General features: G+C 69.9%; 14 protein-coding genes and 1 pseudogene. 8 read left to right on the forward strand and 7 right to left on the reverse strand.

The genetic code is table 11. From position 1 onward, the window contains the following. Positions 1 to 21: 21 nt before the first annotated feature. Together ACWCQM_RS37555 and ACWCQM_RS37560 are read left to right on the forward strand one after the other, a co-directional pair. On the forward strand, positions 22 to 1,359 hold the full coding sequence (locus tag ACWCQM_RS37555) for an MFS transporter (RefSeq protein WP_450919565.1): 1,338 nt from the start codon (positions 22 to 24) through the stop codon (positions 1,357 to 1,359). A 306-nt stretch (positions 1,360 to 1,665) separates the two neighbouring features. Continuing rightward, positions 1,666 to 2,274 carry a TMEM175 family protein gene (locus ACWCQM_RS37560; RefSeq protein WP_450919566.1) on the forward strand — a complete coding sequence of 203 codons (609 nt, stop codon included), beginning with the start codon at positions 1,666 to 1,668 and terminating at the stop codon, positions 2,272 to 2,274. An 88-nt stretch (positions 2,275 to 2,362) separates the two neighbouring features. Here the strand turns inward: ACWCQM_RS37560 and ACWCQM_RS37565 are convergent, their stop codons facing one another. Beyond that, on the reverse strand, positions 2,363 to 3,379 hold the full coding sequence (locus tag ACWCQM_RS37565) for a LacI family DNA-binding transcriptional regulator (RefSeq protein ID WP_450919567.1): 1,017 nt from the start codon (positions 3,377 to 3,379) through the stop codon (positions 2,363 to 2,365). Positions 3,380 to 3,494: 115 nt separating this feature from the next. Here ACWCQM_RS37565 and ACWCQM_RS37570 point away from each other — a divergent pair, with 115 nt between their 5' ends. The 3 genes from ACWCQM_RS37570 (at position 3,495) to ACWCQM_RS37580 (ending at position 6,018) form a co-directional block, all read left to right on the forward strand. Further along, a complete protein-coding gene (locus ACWCQM_RS37570) occupies positions 3,495 to 4,346 on the forward strand; it encodes a phytanoyl-CoA dioxygenase family protein (protein WP_450919568.1) in 852 nt (283 codons plus the stop codon). Positions 4,347 to 4,510: 164 nt separating this feature from the next. Continuing rightward, positions 4,511 to 5,026 carry a putative immunity protein gene (locus ACWCQM_RS37575; RefSeq protein ID WP_450919569.1) on the forward strand — a complete coding sequence of 172 codons (516 nt, stop codon included), beginning with the start codon at positions 4,511 to 4,513 and terminating at the stop codon, positions 5,024 to 5,026. 431 nt (positions 5,027 to 5,457) lie between these two features. After that, positions 5,458 to 6,018 (forward strand): hypothetical protein, encoded by a 561-nt coding sequence (locus tag ACWCQM_RS37580; RefSeq protein ID WP_450919570.1) that lies wholly within the window; start codon positions 5,458 to 5,460, stop codon positions 6,016 to 6,018. Between the two features lie 829 nt (positions 6,019 to 6,847). Here ACWCQM_RS37580 and ACWCQM_RS37585 read toward each other — a convergent pair. Next, positions 6,848 to 7,129, reverse strand: a complete 282-nt coding sequence (locus ACWCQM_RS37585; protein WP_450919571.1) for a hypothetical protein — start codon at positions 7,127 to 7,129, stop codon at positions 6,848 to 6,850. Positions 7,130 to 7,399: 270 nt separating this feature from the next. Between ACWCQM_RS37585 and ACWCQM_RS37590 the strand changes: the two are divergent. Both ACWCQM_RS37590 and ACWCQM_RS37595 read left to right on the forward strand, forming a co-directional pair. Next, a pseudogene (locus ACWCQM_RS37590) lies at positions 7,400 to 7,552 on the forward strand (helix-turn-helix domain-containing protein); the annotation flags it as partial. Between the two features lie 231 nt (positions 7,553 to 7,783). After that, entirely contained in the window at positions 7,784 to 8,248 is a 465-nt protein-coding gene (locus ACWCQM_RS37595; protein WP_450919583.1) for a hypothetical protein, read from the forward strand. 232 nt (positions 8,249 to 8,480) lie between these two features. On the opposite strand, the gene ACWCQM_RS37600 is transcribed toward ACWCQM_RS37595, so the two are convergent. The 5 genes from ACWCQM_RS37600 to ACWCQM_RS37620 all read right to left on the reverse strand — a co-directional run bounded on the left by ACWCQM_RS37600 (position 8,481) and on the right by ACWCQM_RS37620 (position 14,489). Further along, entirely contained in the window at positions 8,481 to 9,539 is a 1,059-nt protein-coding gene (locus tag ACWCQM_RS37600; protein WP_450919572.1) for a DUF2330 domain-containing protein, read from the reverse strand. 169 nt (positions 9,540 to 9,708) lie between these two features. After that, positions 9,709 to 11,013 (reverse strand): BNR-4 repeat-containing protein, encoded by a 1,305-nt coding sequence (locus ACWCQM_RS37605; protein WP_450919573.1) that lies wholly within the window; start codon positions 11,011 to 11,013, stop codon positions 9,709 to 9,711. A gap of 265 nt (positions 11,014 to 11,278) precedes the next feature. After that, positions 11,279 to 12,580 (reverse strand): sugar ABC transporter substrate-binding protein, encoded by a 1,302-nt coding sequence (locus ACWCQM_RS37610; protein WP_450919574.1) that lies wholly within the window; start codon positions 12,578 to 12,580, stop codon positions 11,279 to 11,281. A 62-nt stretch (positions 12,581 to 12,642) separates the two neighbouring features. Beyond that, positions 12,643 to 13,563, reverse strand: coding sequence for a carbohydrate ABC transporter permease (locus ACWCQM_RS37615; protein WP_450919575.1), 921 nt, complete (start codon positions 13,561 to 13,563; stop codon positions 12,643 to 12,645). Then, complete coding sequence (locus tag ACWCQM_RS37620; protein ID WP_450919576.1) at positions 13,563 to 14,489, reverse strand: carbohydrate ABC transporter permease; 927 nt, start codon at positions 14,487 to 14,489, stop codon at positions 13,563 to 13,565. The genes ACWCQM_RS37615 and ACWCQM_RS37620 overlap by 1 nt, the downstream gene beginning before the upstream one ends. 344 nt (positions 14,490 to 14,833) lie before the next feature. On the opposite strand from ACWCQM_RS37620, the gene ACWCQM_RS37625 reads away from it, so the two are divergent. Next, a complete protein-coding gene (locus tag ACWCQM_RS37625; protein WP_450919577.1) occupies positions 14,834 to 17,122 on the forward strand; it encodes an FAD-dependent oxidoreductase in 2,289 nt (762 codons plus the stop codon). Positions 17,123 to 17,217 lie beyond the last annotated feature (95 nt).

A 17,217-nucleotide genomic window follows, 5' to 3' on the forward strand; every position in this document is an offset into this window, starting at 1 on the left:
TCTCTCACCACCTGGACACCCATGAACATCACCGCACGCATTTCGCAGGCACCGATGAGCGGCTACCAATGGCTGATCGTCGCGCTCTGCACCTTCATGAACTGCCTCGACGGCTTCGACGTCATGGCGGTCGCCTTCACCGGGCCTTCGGTCACAGAGGAGTTCGGCCTCAGCGGATCGGAGTTCGGGCTGCTGGTCTCCGTCGGCCTGATCGGAATGGCGATCGGCTCGATGCTGCTGGCGCCCTTCGCCGACCTCATCGGCCGACGGCCGCTGATCCTGATCAGCCTCGTCCTCGGCACGATCGGCATGTTCGGCGCGGCGATGGCGCCGTCGGTGACGGTGATGGGCCTCTTCCGCCTCGTCACCGGCATCGGTGTGGGCGGCATCCTGGCCAGCACCAACGTGATAGCCAGCGAGTTCTCCAACGCCAGGAACCGCGGTCTCGCCATCGGTATCTACACGGCGGGTTACGGGATCGGTGCCACGGCGGCGAGCCTCGTCGCGAAGACCGTGGTGGGCGGCGACTGGCGGATCGTCTTCTACGCCGGTGGCATCGGGACGCTGCTCGCCCTGGTCGTGATCGCCGCCGTCCTGCCCGAGTCGGTGGCCTTCCTGGAGCAGCGCCGTCCGGGCGACGCGCTGGAGCGGATCAACCGCACCCTGGCCCGCATGCGCATGGAACCCGTCACCGCCGCCGACCTCGACCGGGCCACCGCCACCGGGTCCGCCGCCGAGCGGGCCGGCTCGGGCTGGCTCAAGCAGCTGCTGACCCCGACGATCCTGCTCTGGCTCACCTTCATCACGATCATGTTCGGCTTCTACTTCGTCAACAGCTGGACACCGACACTGCTGGTCGAGGAGGGCCTGTCCGAGAGCGCCGCGGTGACCGCCGGAATGGCGATCTCGATCGGCGGTACGGTCGGCTCCGTGCTCTACGGCGTCGTCGCCCGGGTGCGCACACCGCGGGTGGTACTGATCGGGTTCTCCCTGCTCTCGGCGGCGATGATGATCGTCTTCATCGTGAGCACCTCGGCCCTGTGGCTCGGGTTCGCCGTCGGTGTCGTCGTCGGCGCGCTGATCAACGGCTGCATCGCCGGCGCCTACACCGTCGGTCCGCCGCTCTACCCGGCCAACGTGCGCAGCGTCGGCATGGGCTGGGCTCTCGGGATGGGCCGCATCGGCGCCATCCTGTCCCCGACCGTCGCGGGCTTGCTCAAGGACGCCGGCGCCTCCGCGACGCAGCTCTACATCGGCGCGGCCGTGGTCGTCGCCCTCTGCGCACTCGTCCTGGTCGCCCTGCGCCGGCACGACCCCGAGTCCCGGCCCGTCGCGGCCGAGGAGGCGCTCGCCGCCTGACCTCCGTCCCTTCTCCGACTGGCCGCACCGCTGCGACCTCGCACCGGAGGCCAGGGTCGTCATCCGGCGGGCTCACCCGCACACGTCAGCGTCGTCATCACGTCCGCGTGGTGCCGGTCCACGTCAACTCACGCCTGCCCGGGCGTGCCCGCGTGGACCGGCACCACGCCTCGTCGTCCTCGCCCCTGGCCCTCGACCTCGCCGGCGTCGGCTCTCCGACGGCGTACGAGGGCCGACGGGCAGCCGGGGGACGACACGTGTCCGGTTGGCTCCGCCGGTGGAGGGCGGGTGCTACGAAGTGTTCCCATGAACGAGAGCGCGGGGCAGCGAATCGTCCCACCTGCGGCCGAGCTGGTTTCGAAGGACAGGGTGCTCGCTCTGACCGACGGAGTGGTGGCCATCGCCATGACGTTGCTCGTACTGGACATCCAGCTGCCCGAAGGGCTGGACGGGGCCCAACTGCATCAGGCCCTGGACGACGTGCAGTCCCAGGTGGGCGCCTTCGCGCTCAGCGCGGTGGTGATCGCGCTGTTCTGGCGGGCCCACCACGCGGCGCTGCGGGTCGTCGGGCCGATCGACTCGTACCTCTTCTGGCTCAACGTCACGTTCCTGCTGCTCCTGTCGTCGATTCCCTTTCCCACCAAGGTGCTCGTGGACTACGGCGACCGCTTCCTCGGCCCGGGCCTGTACGGCGCGGTCATCGGCACGACCGCGCTCGTGCTGTACGGGATGGAGCTGCGCGCCGGCCGCGCCCTCGGCACGTCCTGGCGCCGCGTGCCGTTGCCCGCGCAGGGCGTCGTGTTCCTGCTCTCCGTGGGGATCGCGCGAGTCTCACCCGCCGGTGCGATGTACAGCTGGGCCGCCGCCGTGCCGCTTTCCATGGTGGCGGCCCGGATCGCGGCCCGGGGCCGCTGACCGCCGGGCCCAGCCGCCTGCCCGACCACCGTACGGAGATCAAGGGCAACCTGACGCGGACGGGAGGCGCGCGGCCGGTCCGCCCTCGTCAGCCCGTCCGGCCGCTGCTGGCGCGGATGTCGAGGTGGTGGGGGATGACGATGTCGAGGGGCGGCACCGTTGAGGCGGGGCTGTAGATACGGTCCGCGAGGCATTGCAGGGCGCGCTCGGCGATCTGCTGCTTGTCCGGGACCACGGTGGTCAGGGACGGATTGGCGTACCGCCCGTCCTCGATCCCGTCGAACCCCACCACGGCGAGGTCCTCCGGGACCCGCACACCTCGCTCGACGGCGACATGAAGCGCGCCCAGAGCGAGTTCGTCGCTGAACGCGAAGACGGCGTCGGGCCGCTCGTCACTCTCCAGGAGGGCGGACATCGCCTCCGCTCCGTCCTTGCGGTGCAGGGTCGTCACGGACCGTTCCAGAGCGGGCTCGGGCGGCAGCCCCGCGCGCCGCAATGCTTGTCGGTAGCCGGACAGCCGTTGCCGCGCGGTCTCGTTGCGCAGGTGGGGCTGCACGCCGATCGCGGCGACGCGCCGGCGTCCGGTCGACAGCAGGTGCGTCGTGGCTTCATCGGCGGCGAGGACGTTGTCGACGGCGACGCGGTCCGCGACCCCATGGGCCTGCTGCTCGCCGAGCAGCACGACCGGCACATCCCGGGCACGGCCCGTCAGTTCCTCCGGGCCGAGGGCCCACGGGCTGATGATGAGGCCGTCGACCAGACGGCCGCCGGTTCCCTCCAGCAGCCTTCTCTCCGCCTCCCGGTCTCCGAAGGTCTGATCGATGACGACGGTCCACGAGCGCTGCTGGGCGGCTTCGACGATCATTCCGGCGAGCTCGCCGAAGTAAGGCGAGTGGAGTTCAGGAATGGCCAGGCCGATCAGCCCGGTACGGCCGGCGCGCAGGTTCCGGGCGGCGACGTTCGGACGGTACCCCAGCTCGTCCAGGGCCGACTGGACCCGCGCACGCGTCTCCTCGGCCACGGCTCCCGTGCCACTGACGACGTTGGAAACAGTGCGTGTCGATACCCCGGCGAGGGCGGCGACGTCCTTCAGACGGCTACTCACGGGCCCATCCTCCCACGCGACGATCAACGGCACCAGAATCTCGGAGGAGACTATTGCAACGTCGCATTCCACGTTGCAGCATGGTCGCAGTCATCACAGCGCGAGGAGAAGCGACATGAACGTGCAGACTTTCCCGGGCATCGACGTGCGCGAACTGGACGTCGACGTGTCCCCGGACGTGGAGGCCCTGTACAGGGACGGCATCACCGCGCGCAAGGGCGCCTTCAGCGAGGCGTGGGCGGATCGGCTGGGCGAGGACGTGAACACGGCGTTCGAGGAAGCCATGGGTCGCCCCGGCGGCGCTGTCGGACGCGGCCCCAACCGGTTCTACGTCGAGATCCACCCCGAGCAGATCAGGGGGTTCACGGAGCTGGTGGAACACCCCTGGGTACGCTCCCTGTGCGCCGCGACACTGGGGCCGGACTACCGCATCGTCGAGCTCGGATTCGACGTCCCGCTGGAGGGCGCCGTCAATCAGCCGTGGCACCGCGACTTCCCCGTCCCCGACGAAACCCGTCTCGAACGGCGCCTCACCTCGCTCGCCTTCAACGTGACCACCGTCGACACGGCCGAGGACATGGGGCCGTTCGAGATCGCGCTGGGCACTCAGTGGGACGACGGTCCCGAGTTCGAGCACGGCATGTTCCCGCCCAAGTCGCACTACGCCCGCTACCAGGAGCGAGCGGTCCGCAAGTATCCCCGGCGCGGCGACATCTCGGCCCGGACCGCCTTGACGATCCATCGCGGGACGACGAACCACTCCACCGCAACCCGCCCCGTCCTGGTCCTGGGGGTGGACGGACCGGAGGCGAACAACGGCGACCGCCACGACACCGCTGTCACCCGCGCCTACTGGGACGGGCTGCCCGCGCGGGTGCGCCGGCACCTCGACTGCCCCGTCGTGGACGAACTGACGCCCATGACGCAGAAGCACACCATCGAGGGTCTGGTCATGGGAGACGCCTGAAGTAGTCACGACGACACCGGAGATGACGCCCGCCGAGGCCGTTCACCGGCTCCACACGGGTCGGCGGGCCCCCATGGAGCGCGTTTCCCCACCCCTACGATGAGTCCGCTCGGCCATCCCATCGCAGCGAGTGGCGCCCATGCGCCCAGGAAGGACCGCACGTCATGATCCTCCCGAAGGTCCGGGACCCCCGCTTCGTGACGATCCGCCGGGGCGGGACGCTCACCGACGCGGATCACCACCTCCTCGCCCTGTGGGCCGCCTCGTGTGCGGAGCACGTCCTGCATCTCTTCGAGGCCGTCCGACCCGACGACCGGCGGCCACGCCAGGCGATCGAACACGCCCGGGCATGGGTGCGTGGCGAGGTCAGGATGATGGAGGCTCGCGCCGCGGGCGGCCACGCGATGGGTGCTGCCAGAGACCTGCGCGGGGCGGCACGGCACGCGGCGTACGCAGCCGGCCAGGCGGGGGCGGTCGCCCATGTCGCCGCTCATGAACTCGGTGCGGCCGCCTACGCGATCAAGGCCGCACGTGCGGCGGCGCCGCAGGACGAGAGTGAGACGGCGGGGCGCCTCGAGTGCCAGTGGCAGCGCGATCAGCTCCCGGAGGCCATCCGCGAGCTCGTGCGGGACGACCAGCGGCTGCGCAACGACATCTGCTGGTCGGTGTTCGACTGCTGACACCGGCCCGACCTTGCACGCCCGCTCGCGGTCGGCCCGATGAGGTGCGGTGGCCCACCTCGGTTCGGTGCGTGCCCTACCGAGGGCCCGGGAGTTCGTCGGCATAGCCGCGTCTCTCATCTGCCACCTGACTCCGGCCCGACTCTGACGACGGCACCGATTTGGCTGGATACGCCGGCCTGTCATGACCAGCTGAAAGGTGCCGCGATGAGTCAGTACTTCGACCTCGGCGTCGAAACACCGTGGAAGGACTGCCGCTTCGCACGGTTCCGCACGGTGCGGCCCTTCGGCCCTGCGCCCGCCCCACCTCCGCCCCACCTCCGCTCCGCTCCGCTCACTGAGGGAAACACCACGGCATTTCCCGAGTTGATCGAGTGATCACCGGTGTGTTCGGGAGGAGCCTTCGAGGCGACCCCGCCAGGATGCGCGCCATGCGTCTCTCTCCCTCACGGCCGCTTCGCGCGCTGCTCCCCGTCCTGAGTGCCGTCACACTGTTGTCGACCGCGGCCGTGTCAGTGGCCGCCACAGCCGAGCCCTGCGGTTCGGTCATCACCGCGCCGCTGGCCCCACGGGTGGCCGACAACGATCCGTGCCCCAGCGCCGACCCGGTCGTCTGCCGTATCCGCGTCCTGCCGATGGACCAGAAGGTCGAGGCCCAGCGAACCCGGATGCGTTACCACACCCTTCTGGAGGACATGCACCGCACCGAAGCCGCCATGCGCGAAGCCGGGGCCTCCGAAGAGGAGATCGCCGGAGAGCTCGTCGACATGCGTAACCAGGCCAAAGAGATCACCCGCGCGGGTATGACCCCGGAAGAGGTCGCGGTCCTGGAGCGGCGCAACCGCGAAAAGTACGGCAACCCCCTCGGACCCACCGCCGACCAGCTCTACGTCAAGTACGGCTCCTGGGAGAAGGTCACCGACGCATCGATGCGCACCAGCTACGCCGTCGACCGCGAGCTGAGCCTCGAATACCGTCCTTGCCCCGTCTGATCCGCGGAGGCTCACGTGCTGTGCGGCATCCGCCGTGACTGGCGCTGGTCCGGACAGCCCGTGAGAACGGCCCTGGCCGCCGCCTTCAGCGTAGGAGTCGGCCAGGGCGTCGCGGGAAGACCCGGTGCTCGAGTGAAGAAGGGCCGGTGGCCGCTCGCCCGCCCGCACCGGTGACTGCACACCGTTCTCGCCGAAGCTGGTCACACGGCTCGACGCGATGCTCCGTGACGAACCCTCTACGACCCACACCCGCCCCTCAGCCGGCGCCGGGGTCTCCAGGCGCAGCTCCGTGTCGTTCCGCCGGAGTCGCTCTCCGGCGGACCCGGACCCGCCGGCCCGTCCCTCCGACGGCCGCAATCCACAGCCTGTCGGTGACTTGCCGCGTCAGCGTGGGCACATGACTGCCCCGGTTGCATGACGAGATGGACGGAGTCGGACTCCGGACAGGCGCGCCGGAGCCTGGGCCTGAGTCAGCAGGAACCCCGTGGGGAACGCACGACTGGCCGTTCACCGAGTGGGCGCACGTCGTTCGAGTGGTTGAAAGCGAAGGGGCGGTCGTCCCGGTCTGACACACGCCGGGGCCGAGGCGGTGCTCACGGGTGGAGTTGCGGACCGGCCATACGGCGGCCATTCCGTGGGCACCCGTCTCGGCCACCCAACTGATGCAATCGTCAACTTCCGTCGCGGAGCCGCCCGTCCAGACGGTCAGGCTCGCGTCGAGCGCCTGGCGCGCTCAGCTCGCTTCAGGAGTGCCCGCAATGCCTGCGGTGCCGTCGGTGCCCTCCTCCTGGGTGATGAGGAGGACACCGACGGCGGGCTGGTCAGGTGCTCAGCGGTTGGTCCACAGGTTCCACACCCACGGCCAGGCGGAGCCCTCGGCACACTGGTAGCGGTCCCAGTGCCCACGCTCGATGCCCTGCTGGCCGGCCGTCTGGCAGCCGTTCAGGGTCATGAACTTCTCGCGGTGGACGTCGAGCCCTTCGGCTGCCTGCACCGTGGATACCCGCTGGGACGTGGAACCGGATGCCGCGACGGCCGGCGCGACCACGCTGAGGCCGAGCCCGGCCACCGTGATCGCGGTGAAAGCGGACAGTGCGATGCGTACACGCATGTTGCAGATCCTTTCGGTAGGGGTGTGAGGCCGGGCCCTGCGACATCCGCCGGCAGGCCACGACCACCGGCACGCTCACCCCTGGGGGTGATCTGCTCTCGGCCGGTACGCAGAGTTTGCACGGGAACCGGCACCTGACTCACCAAATCCCGCTTGCTTCAGAGATATCGGGATAAATACAGTCCTGACCTGCTGGGATGTACGTATCCCGGGACATGGGAACGCCGGCGGGACACATCCCCCCGGCTCCACGAAAGGGCCCCGATCTCGATGACCGGCCAACAGCCCGACCATCGTGCGGCAGCACGAGAACTGGGTGCAGCGCTGCGAAACCTCCAGCAGCAGTCGGGGCGCCCCTTGCGCAGCCTCGAAGCCGAGGTCCGTATCAGCGACTCCTCGCTGTCCCGCTACTTCCGAGGCGAAACCGTGCCGCCTTGGCCCGCGGTCAGAGACCTGTGCAGGGCGTTGAAGGCAGACCCCACTCCGTACCGGGTCCTGTGGGAAGCGACCGAAAGCACACCGCTTGACGATCACGACGCTGCGGCGAACACCAGCGCCACACTCGAGACGGCCGCCGACGACGCCGACCCGTCACGCATGCGCGGTCCGGCGTGGTGGCAGAGGTGGCACGAACTGCCCGGACCTCGCGGACGCGTGACCGGGAGAGGCGCTGTCGCCATGGTCGGCATCGCGGGCGCCGTGGTGGCCGGCGTCCTCCTGCTGCCCTCGCCAGCCACGCCAGGTGCCGACTCCCTGACGCAAGGCACCCAGGGGCCGAGACATGGGGCCGGCGGGAACAGCCACGTCGGCGTTCTGGTCCACAACGTCGAGAAGGCCTGCCAAACACCCCGTACACCCTTCTGCGCACTCTCTCTGGCCCACAGCCCTTACCGCCCCTACAACACCGCCAACTCCGCGGGTCGCGTCTGGCACCACGACCTGCTCCAGGCGACCTGCACCGTCGCCAACGGCGTCACCGTCACCGACGAGAACCACAAACACACCAGCATCTGGATCCGGATCACGCACCACAAGGAGCAGTTCTGGCTCCCTGGAATCCGCGTCCACCCCGACCACCTGACCCAGCTGACCACCGTTCTGCCCACGTGCAGCCCGTAAGCACCGGCCAACCCACCCCGCCCGCATGCAGGAGACCGCTTCGGCGCAAGGCGGGGGCTGAGGGCCGGCGGAGGGCTGCGGCAGATTGATGGCCAGGTGGGCGTCACCCCGCGCGGCGACCGGCCCGGCGGCTACGGGCGCCCTGCCGGCCTTGCCGTCGCTCCCGCACACCGCGCCGCCCCACGTGCTCGAGCACCCGCCGCTACGGATGACCGTGTCCTGAAGTCCTGGTTCATGCGGCCGGACGTGCCGCAGGGCGCCGCCGCTGGACATGTACCGCGATGACCGACCCGACGGCCGCGAGCAGCACGCCCGCCACCGCGAGGAACCAGACCGGGATTCCGCCGCCGACCGTGAGGATCCGGTCGTGGTGGACCACTTCCCGGTACGGGGTGTCGGCGGCCGCCGTCGTCAGCTCGTGGTCGCCGTCGATCCGCGACGGGGAGGGGAACGACTGCTCGATCGCGGTCAGGTACACCGGCCCATCGCCGCCCGTCAGCGCGGCAACCGCACCCTCCGGCTCGATCGGGCCGGCGAAAGTCACCTCGGGCGCCTGTCCACCGATGTCGTCGCGTGGTTCCATGCGGTGGTCGGCGAGGACGTACAGGCCGAGCGACTGGGGGGTCCTGGCGAGACGAGAGAGCCGCATGGGATAGATCAGCCGCTCGCTGGCGAAGCTGATTCGCAGCGGATCGAGCTCGCCCCGGAGCGTTGTGCCGTCCGAGTCGGGCGCGAGGCGCACCGCGACGTACTCCCACTTCTGCTCGACGTAGGGCTGCAGTTCGGCCGCGAGCCCGTCGGACAGCTCGAACCCGTTCTTCTCCAGCCAGCCGCTGAGTGCCTTCGGATCGGTGGCGGTGAGGCGTGCCACGTCGAAGGGGCCGAGTCGCTCGCGGCCGGTGACCCCGACCGCGCCGGCGCGGGGCGGTGCGGCTCCCGCGCCGTCCGAGGCGCCACCGGCGAATGGCCAGTCCTTACCGCGCGGCCAGAAGTAGTGCCGGTCCTTGTGTTCCGGGCGGGTGAGGTGTTGGAGCTCGTCGAAAAGCTCCGCGTCGCCGAGTTCGACGTCGGCGCGGCCTGGTACGGGCATGATCCAGGCGGCCCGCTCGGCAGTCCCCCGCACGGTGAAGCGCATGACGATCTCTTCCGTACGGCCGTCCCAGCGCACGGCGGACCTCTCCCGGTCCACGCCGATGTGCTGGTTCCGGTCCGGGATCATGGCTCCGCAGCCACACGCGTACGCCGGTGCGATCAGTGAGCCGAGCTGCAGCGCGAACAGCGCGACGAGCATGGCAAGAATTCTGTGTGTCCCCCGCATGCCACCTCAGACGCGGAGCACGAAGATCCGGTTCCGGCAGGTGGCACCGCCTGTGTACCCCCTTTCGCCGGGCCGGAGGGTTCAGCCGTCCCGCAGACCGCGGCCTCACCTCCGTACCGACGGCGGCGAACGGAAGAAGCACTCAGCGCGTCGCGTAATACAAGGCGTTGTGGGCGGTATCCGGCAGGTAGAGCACATCGCGGCCGTCCGAGTCCCGTCGCACCGCGAGCCGGTCCGCGCTCACACCCGGCGCGGCAGGCTGCGCGGTCCAGGCCCCGTCCGCCGACTGGGTCGCCGAGAAGACACGGTCGGTGCCCGAGGTGGTCACGTAGTAGACCCGCTTGGTGTCCGTCTCGTCCCAGGTGATGCCGAGGGCGGCCGCAGTCTGTCCGCCGGCGTACACGGTCTTGCCGGTCCAGCCGCCACCGCTCGGATAGGCGTAGTACACGCGGAAGTGACCACCGCTGTCGGCCGAGCGGTAGCGGTAGGCGATCTTCGGGGTGGAGCCGTCGAGGGTGAGCTTGGCGCTCTGTACCGCGGGGCCGGTGTACGCGTTGTCGGCGCTCCACTCCTCGCCCGTGGTGAGGTCCTGGACGACGTCGGAGGTGGCGGGCGTCACCGGGGTGGTGACGGTCGTGTTCGTACTGTCCGCGAAGGCTCCGGTCGACGGGTCGTACGACAGGTACGAGAGCTGGTGGCGGAACGCGGTGGCCGGCGCCTTGGCCCACTCGTAGAGGAGGTGCACGCGGCCGGAGGGGTCCACCGTGAGGTCGTCGGGGTACACGGAGCGGTACAGCGCGCTCGCGAAGGTCGCCACGACGCTCCAGCGGGAGTTGGCGTTGTCCCAGCGGTACAGCTTGCCGGGGCGCTGGTCGTAGCCGGTACCGACACGGGCGGCCAGATACAGGTCGCCGTTGGGGGCGGTGGTGACGACCGGGTAGGTGATGCCCACACCCTGGTCGGGCAGTTCGGACGCGTGGTCGGTGACGTTCCCGCCGGGGGCCTCGGTGCGGAAGTAGCGCCAGGAGTCGGCGTGCATCGAGGTGAAGACGTGCAGGCGACCGCTGCCGTCACGGGCGATCGACGGCTGGTTGTGGCCGTTGTCGTCGGGGAACTCGGCCTGCTGCCCGTCGTTGTTCAGCAGCGGCAGCCGGCTCCAGAGCCCGTCCGGGTCGCGCCGTGCGATGGCGGGCCGGTGCGTCGCGGCCGTCGATCCCGGCTCGTTGAAGGCGAAGTACGTGTACTGCCCGCGGCCCTTGTACGTGGCGACCGGCGTCCACCAGGCGGCCTGGTTCGACGCGTCCATCGCGTACGGGACCTTCTCGATCACCGTCGCCGCGGCGACGGCGGTCTGCGCGGTGTCGGCCCCTGCGGCCGGTGCGGGCAGGAGGAGAGCGGCCAGGGCCGCGGCCGAGGCGGTGTGGATACGTACCGTGGGGCGTCGCAAGATGAGCTCCTTCGCGGGTGCGGGTGCGGGCGTGGGAGATGACGCGGACGGCGGCGGCCCGGAGGCCGGCCGGCGCGGTCGTCGTGCGGGGTGGGGTACGGAGCAGGGCCCGGCGAGCCGTGCGGCACTCGCCGTGGCCCGGGCCGGACAAGGGGTGCGGCACTCGCCGGGCGCCCGGGCCAGGCAAAGCATGCGGCGCTCGCCGCCAGGGCCAGGGCCAGGCAGAGCGTGCCGCGCTCGCCGGGCCCGGGCCACGGCGCTCGGCTCAGCGCTTGATGAGCGCGGCGGCCTCCTCGCCGGCCTGCTTCATCGCGTCCTTCGGCTTCGCCGTGCCGACGAGGACGGCCTGCACCTGCTTGGCGACGGCCTCCTCGATCTGGGCGTTCTGTGCGAACTGCCAGAACGGGCTGCCGGTCGCGGTCTTCGTGATCTTCTCGGTCCACTCCGTGGTGAAGGTGTCCTTGGCGACCTCGGGAGCGGCCAGACCCGCGGTGGTGGACGGCGGCAGTGCACGTGCGGCGAAGTACTCGGAGGTGGTGGCCTGGTCGGTGGTGGTGTGCAGCGCGAACTCGGTCGCCGCGTCCTGCCCCTTGCCCTGCACGATCGCGATCACGCCGCCCCACAGCAGCGCCTGCGGTGTGTCACCGGCCTTGAGCACCGGACGCTCCATCGGCTGCATGGCGTCGGCCAGCGTCTTGTCCTTGGACTGGGCGGAGGTCACGCCCTTGCCGATGATCGCGTCGTCGTAGAAGGCGGCCTTGCCCTGCCCGAACAGGGCGCGGGCGTCGAAGCGGTCCACGTCGGCGGCGATCAGCTTCTCGTCGTGCAGCTTCTTGTACCAGGTGACCGCGTCGACCGAGGCGTCGTCACCTATCGTGACCTTCCCGCCGTCGAGCAGCTTGCACCCGAAGGTCTGCATCCACGGGAAAATGTCCTTGAGCTGCGCGACCTTGGTGGCGGCGGCGTACGGCACGACTCCCCCGCCGAGGCCCTTCAGCTCGCGCAGCGCCGCCTCGAACTCCTCGACGGTGGTGGGGTGCTGCTTGATACCGGCCTTCTCCAGGAGCTTGGCGTTGGCGATCACACCGATCGATCCGGTGTTCCACGGCAGCCCGTACTGCTTGCCGTCGTACACGCCGCTCTTCAGCGCCACGTCCGTGTAGCCGCCCTTGCCGGCCACCGATCCGAGGTCGACCAGCTTGCCCATCTGCGCCATCGCGGCGAGCCAGGCGATGTCGAGGTGGACCGCGCCCGTCGTCTCCCCGCCGCCCAGCTTGAGGGTGAGCTGGCTCAGGTACTCGTTGTACGGGTACGAGACCGCGCGGATCTTCGACTTCTCGGCCTTCTCCCACGCCGCGATGATCTTCTCGATCGAGGGCTTGGCGGCCTCCTCGTTGAGCGACCAGGAGGTGAAGTCGAAGTTCTTGGACTTCGGGTCGCCGCCGTTGGACGGGGAGCCGGCGCCGGACGGCGCGCAGGCGCCGAGCACACCGGCGCCCGCCACACCGAGCGCGCCGATACCGAACATGCGCAGCGCGCCGCGCCGGCTGATGCCAGAGGTGGTCATGATCTCTCCATGGGAGTGTGCGGGAGGGGAGGTACGTGAGGGCGCGGGCCGAACCTGCTGGTTCAGCTCTTGACCGAGCCGGCGGTCATGCCGCCGACGAGGTAGCGCTGCAGGAACATGAAGGCGACGATCACGGGGACCGACACCACGAGCGAGGCAGCCATCAACTGCGGCCAGGCGGTCTGGAATTCGCCGATGTAGGTGGAGACGAGCCCGGGGGGCAGGGTCTGCTTCTCCTTGTCGGCCAGGGTGAGGGCGAAGATGAAGTCGTTCCAGCCGCGTACGAAGGCGAAGAGCCCGGCGGCGATCATCCCCGGCGCGGCCAGCGGCGCCACGATGGAGTGCAGCGTCCGCCACCGGGACGCGCCATCGATGGACGCCGCTTCCAGCAGGGCGTCCGGGATGGTGTCGAAGATGCCCTTCAGCATCCAGACGCACAGCGGCATGGTGAACGTGGTGAAGGAGAGCACCAGGGCGCTGTACGTGTTGAGCATGCCGAAGCTGGAGAAGACGGTGTACAGCGTGACCAGCAGAAGCGCCTGGGGGAACATCTGGGAGGCCAGCACCAGGTGCATCAGCGACCGCCGGCCCCGGTAGCGGAACTTGGAGAACGAGTAGCCCATGTACGTGGCGACGACCACGCTCAGCACGGCGGTGATCGAGGCGACGACGAGCGAGTTGACCATGTACTTGATCAGCTGGTCGTTCTCGGCCAGGGCCGTGAAGTTGCTGAGCGTGAGATCGGTGGGTATCAGTTTCGGCGGGAACTGGAAGGTCGACTCGGGGGTGCTCAGGGCGGTGGCGAGCAGCCAGTAGACCGGCAGCAGGCCGAAGGCTCCGATGACGACGACCGCGCTCCAGGCGGCGATCCGCGAGCGCAGCAGGTCCTTGCGCATACGGCGCCGGGCGCTGTGCCCGGTCCGCGTGGCGGACGGCTGCGGCCGGTCGACGGCGGACAGCGGGGTGGAGGTGGTGGAGGTCATCAGGCGTCGCCCTTCCGCTCGGTGATCCTGAGGTAGACGGCGACGAGGAGGAGCAGGAGCAGCATCCACAGACCGCCCAGCGCGGTGGCCCGGCCGATGTCGAAGCCCTTGAAGGCGGTCTGGTAGACGGCGGTCGCGAACGTCTCGGTGGTGCCGGCGGGGCCGCCGCCGGTGAGGACGTAGATGGTGTCGAAGTGCTGGAAGTTCCAGATGAACTCCAGCAGGAGCACGATCGAGGCGACACCGCGGACCTGCGGCCAGGTGACGGCGAAGAAGCGCCGGATCGAGCCCGCCCCGTCCATCGAGGCCGCCTCGTGCAGCTCCTTGGGGACGGTCTGCAGTCCGGCCAGGAGCATCACCATCATCCAGGGGAAGCTGGCCCAGGTCTTGGTGACGATCACGGCGAGCATCGCGGTGCCGGGCCGGCCGAGCCAGGCCACGGACTCGTCGATGATTCCGGCCTCCATGAGGACGCCGTTGAGTACCCCGTAGTTCGCGTTGAAGATCCACATCCAGAGGAAGGAGACCACCACGCCCGGGATCACCCAGGGGAACAGGAACAGGCCGCGCAGGAAGCCGCTGCCCTTGAGTCCGGTGTTCAGCGCGAGCGCGAGCGCGAGGCCGATCGCGAAGGGGACGAGCGTCGCGCCGACGGTGAAGACCAGCGTCTGCTCGAGGATGGTGAGGAAGTCGCCGTCCAGCCAGTAGGTGAAGTTCTCCAGGCCGACGAACTCCCGGCCCGCAAGCCGCAGATCCTGCTTGAAGAAGCCGGTGAACAGCGCCGACAGCAGCGGGTAGAAGATGATCGCCGCGAACAGGGCGAGGCCGGGCGCCGTCAGCAGCAGGGCGAACGCACCGTTGGAGAGCCGTCCCCCGGTCCGCTCGCGGGGCGGGGGCGCCTTCTGGGGAGGTGCGGCCGTACTCATGGGTCTGTCCTCTCAAATGGTGGCGGGAGCGCCGGAGCCCTGCGTGGACGTCGTCCCTGCTGCGGTGAATACAAGTTGCAGCATGCGGGATCGTTCTCCATATCGTGCGATGGCGTCAACCCTTTTCGTCGGTGAATCGCCGATTCTGTGCAGGGCCGGCGAACACGCCCCACCTGCCACGAACTTGCACGTCGGCTCACGACGGCCAGGTCGGTGGCCGCAACCGGAACTTACAGCGAATCCCATTGGTTGAACAGTGGTTGCACAATATGGATGTGATGTACGTTCAAGGCCGCTCCGCTGCGGCGGGGAGTATCCGAGCTTCACACCAAGGAGGCCGCACCGTGCGGGAAGAAGAGGTCCATTACGACATCGCCGTGATCGGCGGCGGACTGGCGGGGACCTGCGCTGCCATCGCTGCGGCCCGGCTCGGCCGACGCGTCGCCCTGGTCAACAACCGGCCGGTCCTGGGCGGCAACGCCAGCAGCGAGATCCGCGTCTGGGTCTGCGGCGCCACCGCACACGGCGTGCACCGCTGGGCCCGCGAGACCGGGATCATGGGCGAGCTGTACACCGAGAACCAGTACCGCAACCCCGAGGGCAATCCCTACTACTGGGACCAGGTCGTCCTCGACGCCGTCCGCGCCGAACCGAACATCGACCTGTACCTCAACACCGACGTGCGCGAGGTCGACGCGAGCGGCCCCGCCGACAGCCGCGAGGTGCACTCCTGCACCGGCTGGATGATGGGCTCGGAGCGCCGCATCACCTTCCACGCGAGCCAGTTCCTCGACTGCACCGGAGACGGCCTGGTCGGCCACCTCGCCGGCGCGCGCTACCGCATCGGCCGTGAGGCGCAGGCCGAGTTCGACGAGCCCTGGGCACCGTCCGAGGCGGACCAGGCGCTGCTCGGCTCCACGACCCTCTTCCACACCAGGGACACCGGCCGGCCGGTGAAGTTCGTACCGCCCGCCTACGCCAAGGACCTGTCGACCACACCCATCCTGCGCAACCGCATCCTGCGCACGGGCGACAACGGCTGCGACTACTGGTGGATCGAGTGGGGCGGCGAACTCGACACCGTCCACGACAACGAGCGCATCCGCGACGAGCTCCAGGCCGTGATCATGGGGGTCTGGGACCACATCAAGAACTCCGGGCAGTTCCCCGACGCGGCGAACCTCACCCTGGAATGGGTCGGCAGTCTTCCCGGCAAGCGCGAGTACCGCCGCTTCCTCGGCGATCACGTCCTCACCCAGCAGGACATCCTCCAGCAGCGCCAGTTCGAGGACCGGATCGCCTTCGGCGGCTGGTCCGTCGACCTCCACCCCGTGCAGGGCATGTACGCGGAGGAGCCCGGCGCGCGGCAGCGGTACGCGGACGGCATCTTCCACATCCCCCTGCGCTCCCTCTACTCGGCGAACGTCACGAACCTGCACTTCGCCGGGCGCAACATCTCCGCCACCCACATCGCTTTCGGGGCCACCCGTGTCATGGCCACCTGCGCGACACTCGGCGAGGCCGCGGGTACCGCCGCGGCCCTGTGCGTCGCCGAGAACCTCACTCCGCGGGAACTCGCGACCAAGCGGCCGGAACTGGTGCACCGCACCCTGCTCCGCCAGGACGCCTCCGTGATAGGCCTCGCCGACGAGGACCCCGGCAACCTGGCACGCACGGCCCGTGTCACCGCCTCCTCCTGCCTGACCCGTCTGGCCGCCGAGCCCACGCAGGACGCGCCCGGCACCCCGTATCCCCTCACCCGCGACCTCGCGCTCCTGCTGCCGGTCGACCCGGCACTCGACACGGTCGACCTGCTCGTCCACGGTGCCCCGGACGGCGGCTCCCGCGAGCTCACCGTGGAACTGTGGAGCACGGGCCGGCCGGAGAACGGGGTCCCCGCCGACCAGCTCCTCACGACCACCGTCACCGTCCCGCCCGGCGGCCCCCACTGGGTCACGGCCCGCCTCGACCACCAGCCCGCGACACCCGGGAACGCGATCCTCATCGTGCGGGCCTGCGACGGCACGGCCCTGGTCCTCCTCCCCGAACGCACCGACGGTGTCCTCGCCCTGCGCAGGAAGGCCGAGGGGGACGCGGGCGTCGACCACGACATCCCGGAGGAGGACGGCCAGCTGGTCCTGGAATGGCAGGCCCGCGGCCTGCGCCGGCAGACCTTCGCCTTCCGGGCCGCCCCCGACACCAGGGCGTTCCGGCCCGAACGAGCCGTGGGCGGGTACCAGCGTCCCTACGGCGGCCCGAACATGTGGTCCTCCGCCGGGGAGGACGAAGCCCGGTGGCTCCGCCTCGACTGGCAGGACGAGCAGGAGCTCACCGAGATTCGCCTGGTGTTCGACGACGACGTGGACGAGTACCTCAACAACCTGCACCGCCACCGCACACCGTACGAGGTCATGCCGGAGCTCGTACGCGACTACCGCGTGCAGACGTGCGACGCAGCGGGTACCTGGCACACCCTCCTGACGGTGACGGACAACCGGCGCCGCCACCGCGTACACGCGCTGGAGGCCCCGGACGGCGGTCCCGTACGAACCGGCGCCCTGCGGCTCGTGATCGACGCGACGCACGGGGCACGGCACGCGCACGTGTTCGCCTTCAAGGCGTACGGCGCCTAGCCGTACGGCGAAGGGGGCCGGGGAGGCCGGAACCCAGGCCGTGTCCACAGCGTCGGCCAAGGCGGTGTACACGTCGTTGATCAGCGTGGTGACCA

Source organism: Streptomyces sp. NPDC002125, assembly GCF_053593715.1.

What these genes read in the sequence shown, in the direction of transcription:
- ACWCQM_RS37610 (WP_450919574.1), bottom strand. Translation starts at nt 12,580, where the DNA reads ATGACCACCTCTGGCATCAGCCGGCGCGGCGCGCTGCGCATGTTCGGT.
- ACWCQM_RS37570 (WP_450919568.1), top strand. Translation starts at nt 3,495, where the DNA reads ATGAACGTGCAGACTTTCCCGGGCATCGACGTGCGCGAACTGGACGTC.
- ACWCQM_RS37560 (WP_450919566.1), top strand. Translation starts at nt 1,666, where the DNA reads ATGAACGAGAGCGCGGGGCAGCGAATCGTCCCACCTGCGGCCGAGCTG.
- ACWCQM_RS37615 (WP_450919575.1), bottom strand. Translation starts at nt 13,563, where the DNA reads ATGACCTCCACCACCTCCACCCCGCTGTCCGCCGTCGACCGGCCGCAG.
- ACWCQM_RS37585 (WP_450919571.1), bottom strand. Translation starts at nt 7,129, where the DNA reads ATGCGTGTACGCATCGCACTGTCCGCTTTCACCGCGATCACGGTGGCC.
- ACWCQM_RS37555 (WP_450919565.1), top strand. Translation starts at nt 22, where the DNA reads ATGAACATCACCGCACGCATTTCGCAGGCACCGATGAGCGGCTACCAA.
- ACWCQM_RS37580 (WP_450919570.1), top strand. Translation starts at nt 5,458, where the DNA reads ATGCGTCTCTCTCCCTCACGGCCGCTTCGCGCGCTGCTCCCCGTCCTG.
- ACWCQM_RS37600 (WP_450919572.1), bottom strand. Translation starts at nt 9,539, where the DNA reads ATGCTCGTCGCGCTGTTCGCGCTGCAGCTCGGCTCACTGATCGCACCG.
- ACWCQM_RS37575 (WP_450919569.1), top strand. Translation starts at nt 4,511, where the DNA reads ATGATCCTCCCGAAGGTCCGGGACCCCCGCTTCGTGACGATCCGCCGG.
- ACWCQM_RS37620 (WP_450919576.1), bottom strand. Translation starts at nt 14,489, where the DNA reads ATGAGTACGGCCGCACCTCCCCAGAAGGCGCCCCCGCCCCGCGAGCGG.